The organism is Lentzea sp. CA-135723 (assembly GCF_050936595.1).
Taxonomy (GTDB): Bacteria; Actinomycetota; Actinomycetes; order Mycobacteriales; family Pseudonocardiaceae; genus Lentzea.
In genome coordinates this window covers 654,384-667,196 of the sequence record NZ_JBNJMK010000001.1, presented here as the reverse complement: position 1 = coordinate 667,196, position 12,813 = coordinate 654,384, and the positions used below count along the sequence as shown (strand labels likewise).

Sequence of the window (12,813 nt, the reverse complement as noted above, 5' to 3'; positions counted from 1 at the left end):
TGTGAACGGCCGGACTGGTAGGAACTCCTGTGTGGCAGATGAGTTCGCGGCGACCCTCCGGCGCCTGCGCGTCCGGGCGGGACTGACCCAGGAGGCGCTCGCCGAGCGGTCAGGGATCTCGGTCAGCACGATCCGCGGGGTCGAGACGGGCAGACGCGCCAACCCGCAGATCGCCTCGGTCCGGCTGCTCGCGCAGGCGCTCGGCCTGGACCCGGCCGAGCAGGACTCGCTGGTCGCCGCCGCGTCCGGTGTCGCGTCCGGCCGGCCTGTCCCCCGCCAGCTGCCCGCCGCGCCCGCCGGGTTCACCGGCCGCGCCGAGGAGCTCGCGCTGCTGTCGAAGAACACCGGCACGGTGGTCGTGTCGGCGCTCGGCGGCACCGGCAAGACCGCGCTCGCGCTGACGTGGGCGGCGGAGCACATCGGCCTGTTCCCGGACGGCCAGTTGTACGTGAACCTGCGCGGGTTCGGCCCGACCGCGCACCCGGTGCAGCCCGCCGAGGCGCAACGCGGGTTCCTCAGCGCGCTCGGCGTGGACCGCGTGCCCTCCGGCGAGGACGAACGGACCGCGCTCTACCGCAGCGTCACCGCGGACCGGAAGCTGTTGCTGGTGCTGGACAACGCGGCCGAGACGGGCCAGGTCGAACCGCTGCTGCCGGGCGGGAGCTCGTGCGTTGTGGTGGTGACGAGCCGACGCCCGCTCACCGGGTTGATCGCGCTGCACGGCGCGATGCACGTTCCTCTGGACGTTTTGTCCGATGAGGACGCATACACGTTGCTCGTCCGCAGACTCGGCGAAGCGCGCACAACGGCCGAACCGGACGCGGTCGAGGCCGTGATCCGGCACTGCGCGGGGCTGCCGCTGGCACTGGTGATCATCGCGGCGCGAGCGAGCGTGCGCCCGGACGTGCCGCTCGCGCGGATGGCGGAGGAGCTGGCGGCGGCGCGGCTCGACGCGCTGGACGACGACGAGCTGAGCCTGCGTTCGGTGCTGTCGTGGTCGTTCCGCGCGCTCAGCGAGGAGGCGGCGGTGCTGGCAGGCCTCCTGGCGGTCGCGCCCGGCGCCGACATCAGCGCGGCCGCCGCGGAGTCGCTCAGCCCGTGGCCCGCCCGGCGGCTGCTGGCGGAACTGGAGACCGCGAGCGTGGTCAGCAGGTCCGGCGACCGCTACCGCATGCACGACCTCGTGCGGCTGTACGCCTCCGAGCTGGACGTGCCCGGCCGCGACGAGGCGCTGCGCCGGGTCGTCGACTTCTACCTGCACACCGCGCTGCCCGGCGAGACGTCGTTCGCCCCGTCCATCCCGCCCATCGAGCTCGCGCCACCCGCCGAGGGCTGCGTGCCCCTCGCGTTGACGGACGCGCAAGCCTGGTTCGACGCGGAACACCACTGCCTGACCGAAGCCCAACGCGTCGCCGCGGACAGTGGCTGGCACACGCACGTGTGGCAGCTCGCGTGGGTGTTGAACACCTACCACTACCGCAAAGACATGATGGACGCGCAACACATGACGTGGTCACGCGCGGTAGAAGCCGCAACGGCACTGGACGACACCAGGGTGCTCTGCCGCGCGTACCGCATCCTCGGCGACGCCAGCGGACGGCTGCACCTGCCCGAGGCGTTCGACCACCTGGCCAAGGCGCTCGCCCACGCCCAGGAACTGGACGACGCCGACGAGCTCGGCCACACGCACCGCTCGTTGACCGTCGTCTACCACGAGCTCCAGGACCACGAACACGCCGTGGAGCACGCACGGACAGCGCTGAAGTACTACCGCGAGGCTGGGAACACCTACCGCGAAACCGACGCGTGGAACGCCGTCGGCTACCACCTGGGCAGGATCGGCCAGTACGACGAGGCGCTCGCCGCGTCCGAACGCGCGCTGCGCATGTCCCGTGCCCGCGGCGACAAGCAGCTCGAGGCGGCGACGGTGACGGGCATGGGCTTCATCCACCACGGCGCGGGCAGGCTGCCGGAGTCGATCGAGCACTTCCGCGCGGGCGCGGCGCTGTGGGAGGAGGCCGGGTACGGCTACAGCCACGCGTCGGTCATGGCCCAGCTCGCGGACGTGCTCGTGGAGGCGGGCGAGGTGGAGGAGGCGCTGGCGTTGTGGCGGCGGGCCGCGCGGCAGATGCGGGAGCACCGCCGTTTCACCGAGGCGGGCGAGGTGGAGGCGCGCATCGCCGCGCACGAGGCCTGAGACCAGACGCAGCGCCACGTGCCGCCGGCATCGGTGTGGACGTCGGTGTGCCAGGCCTCGTGCCGCGGGATGTCCACGCCGTGCAGGCGGTCGCAGGCGGTCAGCACGCCTGCCCTGCCGTGGTCAGCAGTGCTGGAAGACGTGGTCCGGGTTGTCCGGCCCCACCAGCTTCCGGTCGCGCAACGTCGTGGTCTTCGGTGTCGCCGGGTCCGCGCACACCTCGGCGAACGTGCCGCGCAGGTTGTCGGTGTACTCGACGTCCATCACGTGCTCGCCGTAGACGTCCGCGTACGACGAGCACTCCTTGAAGGCGTGGCACTCCTCGGTGACGGCGAAGTCGAAGCCGACCTCGTCGTGGGCTCGCCTGCTGGCCTCCGCCGAGTTCTTCTGCCCGATCGGCAGGCCCCGCTCGTGGGCTCGCGTGCTCAGCAGCGCCGCGTACGCGAGGTTGTGCTCGATCGTCAGCCGGTCGCCCGACCGTGAGTACGAGTCCAGGTTGTCGATCTCGACGGCACCGAACCCGCGCTCCGCGCACCGCGTGATCGACTCGCCGGTGATCCGCGCCAGTTCGTCCCGGTTGGACGGTGACGAGGTGTCCACCAGGAACTCGTCCGGCCACTCGGGATCGATCACCGGCTCGCCGCCGGAGTCCTTGAGGAGCAGGTGCCCGCGCTGGTTCAGCCACAGCTCGCGGTCCTGCGGCTGGGTCTGGAAACCGTTGACGTAGCAGACGTTGTACGCGCCGGGCGCGGGTGACGCCGTGCTGTCCCTGGCCACCAGGGTGACGCCGGCGGGTGGCGTGTACGCGGTGCCCAGCTGGTAGTCGAGCACCGCGGGCGTCGGCGGCAGCTTCACCTCCGCGCGGGGCACCGTCGACGCGGGCGGCGGGATGCCCTGCCCCTCAGCGCATCCGGCGAGCAGTGCGACCAGCGCGAGGAGGGTCCACAAGGGACGAACAGACGTGGGCACCGCGCCATTCGACCACATCGGGCCGCCCGCGGCCCGCGTCAACCGCCGTACCGGCAGCCGTCGAGCAGCAGCCCGATGGTGATCTTCGGGTCGTAGCCGGGGACGGGCCGCTCGGCCCCCGCGCACACGTCACCGATCGCGCGGAGCAGTTGCAGGGCGGGCACGTCCGCCTTGATCTCCCCCGCTTCGCGCGCCGCCGCGAGGATCTCGCCGAGCACCGGGAGCAACCGGTCGAGGAAGAGCCCGTGCAGGGCGCCGAAGCCCTCGGGGTCGTTGCGCGTCGCGGCGGCCAGCCCGTGCTTGGTCACCAGGAACTCCACGAAGAGGTCCACCCACCCGCGCAACGCCTCGAACGGCGACTCCGCCGACGCGAGCAGCGCGGGCCCGGCCTCGGCGCAGGCGTCGACCTGGTGCCGGTAGACGGCCACGACCAGGTCCGCGCGCGTCGGGAAGTGCCGGTAGATCGTCCCCATGCCGACCCCCGCCTCGGCGGCGATGCGGCGCACCGGCGCGTCCACGCCGTCGGTCACGAACACCGCGGCGGCCGCGTCGAGCAGCGCCTTCTCGTTGCGCCGCGCGTCCGCCCGCTTCGCGGTCGCCGACTCCCCCGCACCCACCAGGGCACCCCTCTCCACCAGCGCGGTTGACAAGCGGAACAGCGCTCCATATATTCGGAACGTCGCTCCGATTAGGAGCCTACCAGCCCCACTCCTCACCTCGTCAGGAGCACTTCGCCATGCCCGCGATCATCAGCGTCAAGCCCGTCGTCCTGCCCGCCCCCGGCCGCGGCGACGACCTGCAGGTGCGCGTGTCCGCGCCCGTCACCGGCTCCGGCCTGCCCGTTGTCGTGCTGGCGCACGGCTTCGGCGGTTCGATGACCTACTACGACCCGGTGGTGGACTTCTGGGCGGCCAACGGGTTCGTGGTCGTCCAGCCGACGTTCCTCGACTCGCGGTCCCTCGGCGTCACGCCGGAGGACCCCCGGTACGCGGACATCTGGCGGTTCCGCGTGCAGGACGTCCAGCGCGTCCTCGACGACCTGGACGTGCTGCTCGCCGCCGTGCCGGGACTGACCGGCCGCGCGTCACTCGACCGCATCGCCGTCGCGGGCCACTCGTGGGGCGCGCAGACCGTCGGCATGCTGCTCGGCGCACGGGTCCTCGACGCGGACGGCCGGCCCGGCCCCGACCTGACCGACCCGCGGGTGAAGGCGGGCGTGCTGCTCGCGGCGACCGGGTTCGGCGGCGACGACCTGACGCCGTTCGCCCAGGAGCACTTCGGCTCGTTCATGTCGCCGGACTTCGGGCAGCTCGGCACGCCGTTCCTGGCCGTCGCCGGTGACGCCGACCAGTCGCTGCTCGGCAAGCGCGGCCCCGACTGGTTCACCGACGTCTTCCACCACAGCCCCGGCGCACGGGCCCTGCTCACGCTCTTCGGCGGCGAGCACTCCCTCGGTGGCATCCACGGCTACAACGCCGCCGACACCACCGACGAGAACCCGGGCCGCGTCGCGGTGATCCGCCGCGTCGCCCACGCGTTCCTGCTCGACGCGCTCGGCGTGGAAGACCTCGCGTGGAAGCAGGTGCAGACCGAGGACCTCTCCCCCGAGGGCCGCCTCGACGTCAGGTGAGCTCCCGCACGTGCTCGCGGGCGTCGTAACGCCAGAACGACCGCGCGCTCACCGCGGCGACCAGCACGACCGCGATGCAGAGCACGGCGGCGCCGGACCACGCCAGGGTGAACGTCGTGGCGGCCGCCATGAAACCCGCCCGCAGATCACCCAGGCGCGGTCCCCCGTTCACGACGACCGTGAACACCCCCTGCAGACGTCCGCGCAGGCGGTCCGGCACGAACGTCTGCAGGATCGCCTGCCGGTAGACCGCGCTGACGAAGTCCGCCGCGCCCGCGACGACCAGCAGCAGCACCACCGCCCACAGGCTGTGCAGGAACCCCGCGACGGCGATGGCGGCCGACCAGACCACGACGGCGAGCGTGAGCGCGACGCCCTGCCGCCGCACGCCGCCGATCCACCCGCTGAGCAGACCGGCGAGGATCGACCCGGCGGCGATCGCCGAGTACAGCGGGCCGACGCCCCCGTCGAACCTCGTGGCGGCGGCCTGCGGGAACAACGCCTCCGGTGTCGCCAGCACCATCGCGGCGATGTCGACGGCGAACGACATCATCAGCACCGGATTGCCCCCGAGGAACCTCAAACCCTCCACAATGGACTTCAAGCCCGGCCTGCCCAGTCCGTCCGCCACGCCGAACGACGGCAGCCTGGCCGTGGCGTAGAGCGAGGCCGTGAACAGCACGGCGTCCGCGGCGTAGGCGAGGCCGAACCCGCCCGGCAGTCCGATCAGGACACCGGCCACGAGCGGCCCCAGCACCTGCCCGAGCGTGGACACCGTGTAGCTCAACGCGTTGGCGGCAGGCACCAGGTCCGCCGGCACCAGCAACGGCAGGATCGCGCCCCGCCCGGACGCCGACACCGCGAAGCTCCCGGACTGCACGGCCACCAGCCCGAGGATCAGTGCCGGCGACCGCACCTCCGCGAGGCTTTGCGCGAGCAGCGCCAGCGTCACGACCCACGACACCGACGACGACACCAGGACCAGCTTCCGGCGGTCGACCGCGTCCGCGATCGCGCCCCCGTAGAGGCCGAAGACGACGACCGGCAGCAGCCCCACCACACCGCTGAGCCCGACCACGAGGGACGAGCGCGTCAGGTCGTAGAGCTGCACCGGCACGGTGACGGCCGTGATCATCATGCCGACGACCGCGGTGCCCTGTCCCAGGAACGACCGCCGGTAGGCGGGAATCGCGAGCGGGCGGGTGTCGGCGAAGAACCTTCTCATCCGTCCACGATGATCCACTCACCGCCGGAAGACTTCCGATAAACTGCCCGCTCGTGTCGCAATACCGCCACGAGGTCGAGGCAGGCACCGTCATCGAGCCGCACCGGCACGACGGCGACCACCAGCTGCTGTACGTCAGCAACGGTCTCTTCGCGACCAAGACCGTGCACGGCACCTGGGTCGCGAGCGCCCAGCGCGCGATCTGGACGCCCGCCGAGACCTGGCACGAACACCGCGTCTACGGCCGAACTTTGGTGCACCTGCTGCGTTTCCCGGTGCGGGAGGAGCTGTTCCCGGGCGACCGCCCGACCGTGATCGCCGTGTCACCGCTGCTGCGCGAACTGCTGATGGCCTGCACCGAACCCGACCTGCCGGAAGACGAGGCACAACGGCTGCGCGCGGTGATCCGCGACCGCGTCCGGCACGCGGACCTCGCGCCACTGGCCCTCCCCGCCGCCGCCGACCCCCGCCTCGCCGACGCCTGCCGGCTGGTCACCGCCGACCTCAGCGTGCCGCGCACCATCACGTGGCTGGCGGCCAGGACGGGCACCAGCGACCGGCACCTCGCCCGCCTGTTCCGCGCCGAGTTCGGCACCACCTATCCCCAGTGGCGCACCAACGTCCGGGTGTTCCAGGCCATGGTCGAGCTCAGCGGCGGCGCCACCGTGACCGGGACCGCGCACCGGTGCGGCTGGGCGACGACGAGCGCCTTCGTGGACACGTTCGCCCGCACGATGGGCCAGACGCCGGGCGCCTACCGTGCCGCGGCACAGCCCTGAGCCCTCAGTTCGGCACGGCGATGGCGAACGCGTCGTCCGCGATCTTGGTGCGGGTGCCGTTCACCTCGGAGAACAACTGTCGGCTGAAGCCGTCAGGATCCGGGAGGACGAAGGCCACTCGGAAGCCAGGTGCGACCTCGCGGCTGTAGTCGGCTCCGTCTTGTCTGCCCCACCCCGAGTTCCCGAGCCGCCAGTGACTCTCGGGGATGTTCACCGTTGTCCTCGGACCACCGCTTGCCGCGCAGGACCGGGACGAGTAGACCATGTTCAAGGTCCCGTCCTCGTCGTACCAGACATCGGAGACGGACGATCCGTTGTCGCTGGGATCACCCACCACGGGGGTGCCGCTCTGAGCTCCCGTGTCGAGGTTGATCAGCACGACCGATGACAGCTCCTCGCAGAATCCGTTGTGAGCCGCAGGCGCGTAGGCCAGGAAGCGCCCGTCCGGGGAGAAGGCGGATCTGTACACGGCGACATTGCCTCTGGCGGTACCCAGTGAGCCCACCTGGCCGTCCGGGCGGACCAGGTACAGCGCCTCTGGTCCACCGTAGGCTGACACGCCACCGGGCGCGGCGACGAGGCTGTACCCCTCCCTACCGGCCAGCATCCTCAGTGGCAGGTTGAACCCGTCGACCTGACGGTCGGGCAGGACGGTGGGACCCTGAACAGGCCGGGCGTTCTCGTCAGCGAGGTCCAGTGTGGTCACGACGTTGCCTGCTAGCCAGCGAATCACGCTGTCGCCCACGGGCACCGCGTTCGTGCAGTTTCCGCATGGAACAAGACCCGCGGCCCCGGACCGGACGTCGAGGGTGACGATGCCCGCGTCGGTCGTGACGAGGACGAAGCGTCCGTCTGCGGTGTACCTGAGAACGTACCCGTACGCGCGGCCGACGGCTGTCTCCGCGACCACTTCGGTCCCGCGCACGACCGCCAGGCGGTTGGCCGTCAGGAACGCGTAGCTCGGCTCCGGTTTCGCGGCGACGCTGAGCGTGGCCGCGTCAGGCGAGTTCGGGATGACCAGCCGGTCGAGGACGACCACCAGGTCGTCCTCGCTGTCGGCGAAGGTGGTGTCGGACGCGAACTTCGTGAGCGCTTCCCTCTGGTCCTTCGGGACCTGGAAGCCGACGACCCTGATGTCCAGGTCCAGCCCCGCTTGCGCCATTCGGTCCTCAATGGACTTCCGCGCGCTGTCCGGGTCGTTCGTGCAGGCGTCGACGCCCGACGAGGAGACGACGATGATCCGGTTGCGGACGCTGCCGCGGCGGGTCAGCAGGCCGCTGAAGTCGTCGATCGCCGCCTTGACGCCGTCGACCATGGTGGCCTTGCCGGACGGGGCGAGGCCGCTCACGGCCTGGGCGACCCCGTCCGGGCCGTCGGCGATCTCGGCGGTGGCATCAGGACTGCCGCACTCGCCGCCGAAACGGCGCACGCTGAGCGCGTCGGAGTCGCCGCCGTTGCCCGCGACCGACCGCACCGCGCCCCCTAGTTCGGAGAGACCGGTGCCGGGTGCCGAGGTGTCGACCAGCACCACGGTGCGGTAGGCGGGCCCGGAAAGCACGAAGTAGACCGCTGTGCACGCCGTGACGACGAGCAGGACGACCAGCGGGATCAGCACCGCACGCCGTTTCATCACTGTCCTCCGGGACCACTGGCCCGCATCCGGGCCAGGAGCTTGTTCAGGGTGTCGACGTCGGTGTTGTAGTTCTCGGCGTCGCGGCGGAACGCCGCGAACTCGGTCCCCAGCGGCTTGCCCGCCCGCGCCAGGTCGAGGAGTGCTTTCACGGCGGGAACCGCTTTCTGCTGCCGGTCCCGCAACTCGACGGTCCGGCGGTGGACCTCGACGGCGTCCGGTGTCTTCGCCCGGCTCTCGAGGTTGGCGAACTCGGTGTCCGCGGCGGGAGGCCTGATCGCGGCCAGGGTGCGGTCGGCGACGTCCAGCCTGCCGTCGACGACGGCCTGGGCCGCCGTGTCGATCTGCTTGGCCACCGGGTTGAGGGTGTCCACGACGTCGCGTGCCGACCGCAGGACCGGCTCGACGTTGGCGATCCAGTCGAGGGCGGCCTGCAGCTGCGCGGGGTCCTGGGCGAGCACGGGCGGTGGCGCGGACGCGCCGGCGGCGAGGCGGTCGAAGACCGACTTGTCCTCGTCCGCCAGGCGGTAGCCGACGAAGCGGAACTCGACGGCGACACCGGAGGAGGCCAGTCGCTGGCGCAGCTCGCGCTCGACGAAGTCGACGTCGTCGTCGCAGGCGTCGATCCCGTTGCGCGTCACGACCACGATCCGGTTGACCTGCTTGGCGTTCTGCGAGAACGGCGCGCTGAAGTCCTCAGCGGCCCCGATCAGGCCCCGCACCAGCGTCGCCGCCCCGCTCACCGAGGCGCTGTCGATCGCGGCGCTGATGTCGGCGCCGTGGCCCGTCCCGAACCCGACCACCTGGGACGTGTTGCCGCCGGACCCGCACTGGCCGCCGAAGGTCCGCAACGCGACGGCGTCGTCGTCCCCGGCGTTCCCGATCACCTTCCGCAGCGAGTCGCGGCTCTCCGCCACGGCCGCCGGGTCGGCCCCGGTCGCGGACAGGTCGACCAGGAACATGGTCTTGTACGTCGGCGCGAACTCCGGCAGCACCCAGGTCACCACGGCGGTGACCGCGCCCGCGGTCAGCACCGCCACCAGCAGCGTGATGACCAGCTTGCGCACCGCAGGGGGCATCGCGACGCTCAGGAAGGTTCCCGTTCTGACGCCCTTGATGTCCCGGCCCGCCTGGAACGTCGTGCCGTGGCCGGCGTGGGAGCCCATGCCCGCCGCCGGCACGTCCGTCCCGGCAGCGGCAGGGTGTGCGGCCTCCTGTGCGACGGTCACGTCGCGGATGTCCCTGCCCGCCTGCACGGTCGTCCCCGAACCTCGGTGCGACACCATCGCCGGAACCGCGGGCTCCGGCTCGGCGGGGAGCGAGGGTTCGGCCTCGCGGAGCCGCCGGATCAGGACGTCGACGTCCTGCCGGGTGTGCTTGCGCCGCACCCGCAGGCCCTGACAGCCCGTCAACGCGCGGAGGCCGGCGGGCAGCTCCGCGGCGGTCGGGTGCGGGGTGTCGTCGACCAGGACCGGCACCACCCGCACGCCGGCGTCGAACGCCTCGGCGATCTCGCGGTGGATCCAGTCGGACGGGTCGTCGATCCTGCGCAGCCCGGCCGGATCCGTCAGGGTCAGCCACTCGCGGTCGATGACGACCAGCAGCACCTGGCAGCCTCGCACCCGCGAGAGCAGCTCCCGGTCCCAGGCCGCGCCGAGCGGGATCGAGTAGCAGTCCAGGAACACCTGGTCCCGGCCGAACGCCGCGGTGAGGTCCCGGTCGAGCAGCTCGGCCATGACGCGGCTGTCGTTGCTGCGGTAGTTGATGAACACTCCGCCCACCGCGACTCCTGTTCACATTCCTCCGCACCGATGTGAATGCGGGTGGACAGGATGACTCACCAAGTCTGCGAAAAAGCCGGACATCGCCTCTATCAGCACGAACTGTCCACTAATTGACCAGTGGCGCATTTTTCCACTGCATCAGGAAATGACTGCCGCGGGCGCGGTGCGGGGCCAGGTCCAGGCGTACCGCAGGACGAGGACGAGGAGGACCAGTTCCAGCGCGAAGCCGAGACCGTAGAAGTACGTCCACGACTCCCCCACCACGTTGAAGGCCGCGTAGGGGATCTGCACCGCGGCCACGACGAGGTTCGTGACGCGGTTCGCCTTGGCGGGCAACGTCATCGACAGCACGACCATGAAGATCGGGATCGCCATGAGCGCGATGAAGGTGGTGAGCAGCGTCTGGCTGATCTGGAACTCCCAGACGACGCCGGCCTGGATGTCGTCGACGACGCCGGGCTTGAAGAAGGCGATGATGTCGACGTAGGCGTACAGGAACATGAAGCTCGCCCATGCCGCGGCGAGCTTGGCCCTCACCGGGATCCGCTGTTCGTCCAGGGCGGTCTTGGCGAGTTGACGTGTGCTCATCGCAGGCTCCGTTGCAGTGGTGGCGATCGGTGGAACCACGATCGCCGAGCCCTGCGGCGGGCACACCGGCATCGAGGCCGGATCCGCCTCCGCCTTGGGGAGAGGCACCGTCTCGTTCTTTCGGTCGGTCCACCGCGAATCAGCGGTCCCTAGGCTGAGGTGCGTGACCACCAACGCCCTGAGTTCACTGTGGACCGAGCCGCGCGCCCCGGACGCTCCCGCACGGATGTCGCGCGACTGGGTGCTGGCCGGGGCGTTGATGGTGGCGGCACTGCTCGAAGGAGTTCTCCGGAACGACGTCGCCTGGCGGCCGTTGGCGACGATCGTGGCGGTCGTGCTCGCGCCGCTGCTGCTGTGGCGGCGCACCCACCCGTTGGTCTGCGTCCTGGTGGCGTTCGGCACCGCGATGGCGTTGGGGCTGGCGAGCCTGCTGGGCGGCGCACCGAGCGTGGGGCTCGACACGATGGTCTACGTCCTGGTGTTCGTCTACGCGCTCGTCCGCTGGGGTTCGGGGCGCGAGATCGTGATCGGGCTGGCGGTCGTCGCGGTCGCCGCCGGAATCGGCACGGTCGCCGACTACACCGGGCCGGCCGACGCCTTCGGCGGGTTCGCCGTCCTGGCGGCGGCCGCGGCGGGAGCGGCGTTGCGCTACCGCGCCGAGAGCTGGCGCCGGGCGTTGGACCAGGGCCGCAGCCGGGAGCGGGTCGGGCTCGCGCGCGAGTTGCACGACATCGTCGCCCACCACGTCTCGGCGATCGCCGTGCAGGCGCAGGCGGGCAGGGCGATCGCCGGACAGCGACCTGAGGCGGCGCTAGAAGCGTTGGCGGCCATCGAAGGGGAGGCGTCGCGGACGCTCGCGGAGATGCGGGCGGTGGTCCGGGTGCTGCGCGACGGAGCGCCGGCGGTCGACGCTCCCCAGCCCGGCGTGGCCGATCTGGTGGCCCTCGCCCGGCGCGCGCCGGTCCCGGTCGTCGACGTGCGGTTGCCGGACGACCTGGACGAGCTTCCGCCCCAGGTGGACGCGGTGATCTACCGGCTGGCCCAGGAGGCGCTGACCAACGCCCTGCGGCACGCCCGCGACGCCTCGCGGGTGGAGATCCGGGTCGCGGAGGACGCGGGAAGGCTGCGGTTGCGGGTGACCGACGACGGACTGATCGACCCGGCGCTGCCGGTGCACCACGGCTTCGGCCTGCTCGGGATGACCGAGCGCGTGCAGCTGCTCGGCGGCACGCTGCGGGCCGGACCGGCGCCCGAGCGCGGGTGGACGGTCGACGCCGAACTGCCGGCGAGGGCACGCCGATGACGGTGCGCGTGCTGGTGGCGGACGACCAGGACCTGGTGCGCACCGGCCTGTCCATGATCCTCGACGCGCAGCCGGACATCGAGGTGGTCGGCCAGGCCGCCGACGGCCACACCACCGTGGAGCTGGCGCGGTCGCTCCGCCCCGACGTGTGCCTGGTCGACATCCAGATGCCGGGCCTCGACGGCATCGAGGTGACCAAGCTCCTCGCCGGGCGGGGCGTCCCGGACCCGATCGCCGTGGTGGTGATCACGACGTTCGACCTCGACGACTACATCCAGGGAGCGCTCCGGGCAGGCGCCAGAGGCTTCCTGCTCAAGGACGCCGGACCGGCGCTGCTGGTCCAGGCCGTCCACGCGGCCGCCGCGGGCGACGCCCTGATCGCGCCGAACGTCACCCGGCGGCTGCTGGCGACGCTCGCCGCGAGGGAACCGTCGCACCGGCGGACCCAGCCGATCGAGCCGCTCACCGGCCGGGAGGAGGAGGTCCTGACGCTGGTCGCCCGCGGCCGCACGAACGCCGAGATCGCCGCCGAGCTGTTCATCGGCCTGACGACCGCCAAGTCCCACGTGGCCAGTCTGCTGGCCAAGATCGGCGCCAGGAACAGGGTCGAGATCGCGATGTGGGCGTACGACACCGGCCGAGTCGGGGACTGACCCGAACGCCATAGGCAGAGCCGATGCCAGTTGAGCACATCGGGTGATCTCCTCC

11 protein-coding genes are annotated in these 12,813 nt (G+C 71.6%); 5 read left to right on the top strand and 6 right to left on the bottom strand.

The annotated features are described in order from the left end of the window. Nucleotides 1-31 precede the first annotated feature (31 nt). Complete coding sequence (locus ACQEU1_RS02875) at nucleotides 32-2,197, top strand: ATP-binding protein (protein ID WP_433195890.1); 2,166 nt, start codon at nucleotides 32-34, stop codon at nucleotides 2,195-2,197. Between the two features lie 123 nt (nucleotides 2,198-2,320). On the opposite strand, the gene ACQEU1_RS02870 is transcribed toward ACQEU1_RS02875, so the two are convergent. Both ACQEU1_RS02870 and ACQEU1_RS02865 read right to left on the bottom strand, forming a co-directional pair. Then, complete coding sequence (locus ACQEU1_RS02870; RefSeq protein ID WP_433195888.1) at nucleotides 2,321-3,166, bottom strand: endo alpha-1,4 polygalactosaminidase; 846 nt, start codon at nucleotides 3,164-3,166, stop codon at nucleotides 2,321-2,323. A 38-nt stretch (nucleotides 3,167-3,204) separates the two neighbouring features. After that, on the bottom strand, nucleotides 3,205-3,816 hold the full coding sequence (locus ACQEU1_RS02865; protein ID WP_433195886.1) for a TetR/AcrR family transcriptional regulator: 612 nt from the start codon (nucleotides 3,814-3,816) through the stop codon (nucleotides 3,205-3,207). Between the two features lie 86 nt (nucleotides 3,817-3,902). On the opposite strand from ACQEU1_RS02865, the gene ACQEU1_RS02860 reads away from it, so the two are divergent. Next, nucleotides 3,903-4,796: an alpha/beta hydrolase family protein gene (locus ACQEU1_RS02860; RefSeq protein WP_433195884.1), complete on the top strand. Its 894-nt coding sequence runs from the start codon at nucleotides 3,903-3,905 to the stop codon at nucleotides 4,794-4,796. Here the strand turns inward: ACQEU1_RS02860 and ACQEU1_RS02855 are convergent. Further along, the gene (locus ACQEU1_RS02855; protein WP_433195881.1) at nucleotides 4,789-6,021 is read right to left on the bottom strand and encodes an MFS transporter; all 1,233 of its coding nucleotides are present in this window, start codon (nucleotides 6,019-6,021) and stop codon (nucleotides 4,789-4,791) included. The two genes, ACQEU1_RS02860 and ACQEU1_RS02855, sit on opposite strands and share 8 nt — an antisense overlap. Nucleotides 6,022-6,074: 53 nt before the next feature. Between ACQEU1_RS02855 and ACQEU1_RS02850 the strand changes: the two genes are divergently transcribed. Then, nucleotides 6,075-6,800 carry an AraC family transcriptional regulator gene (locus tag ACQEU1_RS02850; protein WP_433195879.1) on the top strand — a complete coding sequence of 242 codons (726 nt, stop codon included), beginning with the start codon at nucleotides 6,075-6,077 and terminating at the stop codon, nucleotides 6,798-6,800. Between the two features lie 4 nt (nucleotides 6,801-6,804). Here the strand turns inward: ACQEU1_RS02850 and ACQEU1_RS02845 are convergent, their stop codons facing one another. The 3 genes from ACQEU1_RS02845 to ACQEU1_RS02835 all read right to left on the bottom strand — a co-directional run bounded on the left by ACQEU1_RS02845 (nucleotide 6,805) and on the right by ACQEU1_RS02835 (nucleotide 10,802). Next, nucleotides 6,805-8,430, bottom strand: a complete 1,626-nt coding sequence (locus ACQEU1_RS02845; protein ID WP_433195877.1) for a hypothetical protein — start codon at nucleotides 8,428-8,430, stop codon at nucleotides 6,805-6,807. Next, nucleotides 8,430-10,211, bottom strand: coding sequence for a toll/interleukin-1 receptor domain-containing protein (locus ACQEU1_RS02840; RefSeq protein WP_433195875.1), 1,782 nt, complete (start codon nucleotides 10,209-10,211; stop codon nucleotides 8,430-8,432). Before ACQEU1_RS02840 ends, ACQEU1_RS02845 begins: the two co-directional genes overlap by 1 nt. Before the next feature lie 141 nt (nucleotides 10,212-10,352). Then, the gene (locus ACQEU1_RS02835) at nucleotides 10,353-10,802 is read right to left on the bottom strand and encodes a DUF6326 family protein (protein WP_433195873.1); all 450 of its coding nucleotides are present in this window, start codon (nucleotides 10,800-10,802) and stop codon (nucleotides 10,353-10,355) included. A 163-nt stretch (nucleotides 10,803-10,965) separates the two neighbouring features. Between ACQEU1_RS02835 and ACQEU1_RS02830 the strand changes: the two genes are divergently transcribed. Continuing rightward, nucleotides 10,966-12,105 (top strand): sensor histidine kinase, encoded by a 1,140-nt coding sequence (locus tag ACQEU1_RS02830; RefSeq protein WP_433195871.1) that lies wholly within the window; start codon nucleotides 10,966-10,968, stop codon nucleotides 12,103-12,105. Beyond that, entirely contained in the window at nucleotides 12,102-12,758 is a 657-nt protein-coding gene (locus ACQEU1_RS02825) for a response regulator (protein WP_433195869.1), read from the top strand. Before ACQEU1_RS02830 ends, ACQEU1_RS02825 begins: the two co-directional genes overlap by 4 nt. The last annotated feature ends 55 nt before the right edge of the window (nucleotides 12,759-12,813 follow it).

What these genes read in the sequence shown, in the direction of transcription:
- ACQEU1_RS02860 (WP_433195884.1), top strand. Translation starts at nt 3,903, where the DNA reads ATGCCCGCGATCATCAGCGTCAAGCCCGTCGTCCTGCCCGCCCCCGGC.
- ACQEU1_RS02855 (WP_433195881.1), bottom strand. Translation starts at nt 6,021, where the DNA reads ATGAGAAGGTTCTTCGCCGACACCCGCCCGCTCGCGATTCCCGCCTAC.
- ACQEU1_RS02845 (WP_433195877.1), bottom strand. Translation starts at nt 8,430, where the DNA reads ATGAAACGGCGTGCGGTGCTGATCCCGCTGGTCGTCCTGCTCGTCGTC.
- ACQEU1_RS02835 (WP_433195873.1), bottom strand. Translation starts at nt 10,802, where the DNA reads ATGAGCACACGTCAACTCGCCAAGACCGCCCTGGACGAACAGCGGATC.
- ACQEU1_RS02825 (WP_433195869.1), top strand. Translation starts at nt 12,102, where the DNA reads ATGACGGTGCGCGTGCTGGTGGCGGACGACCAGGACCTGGTGCGCACC.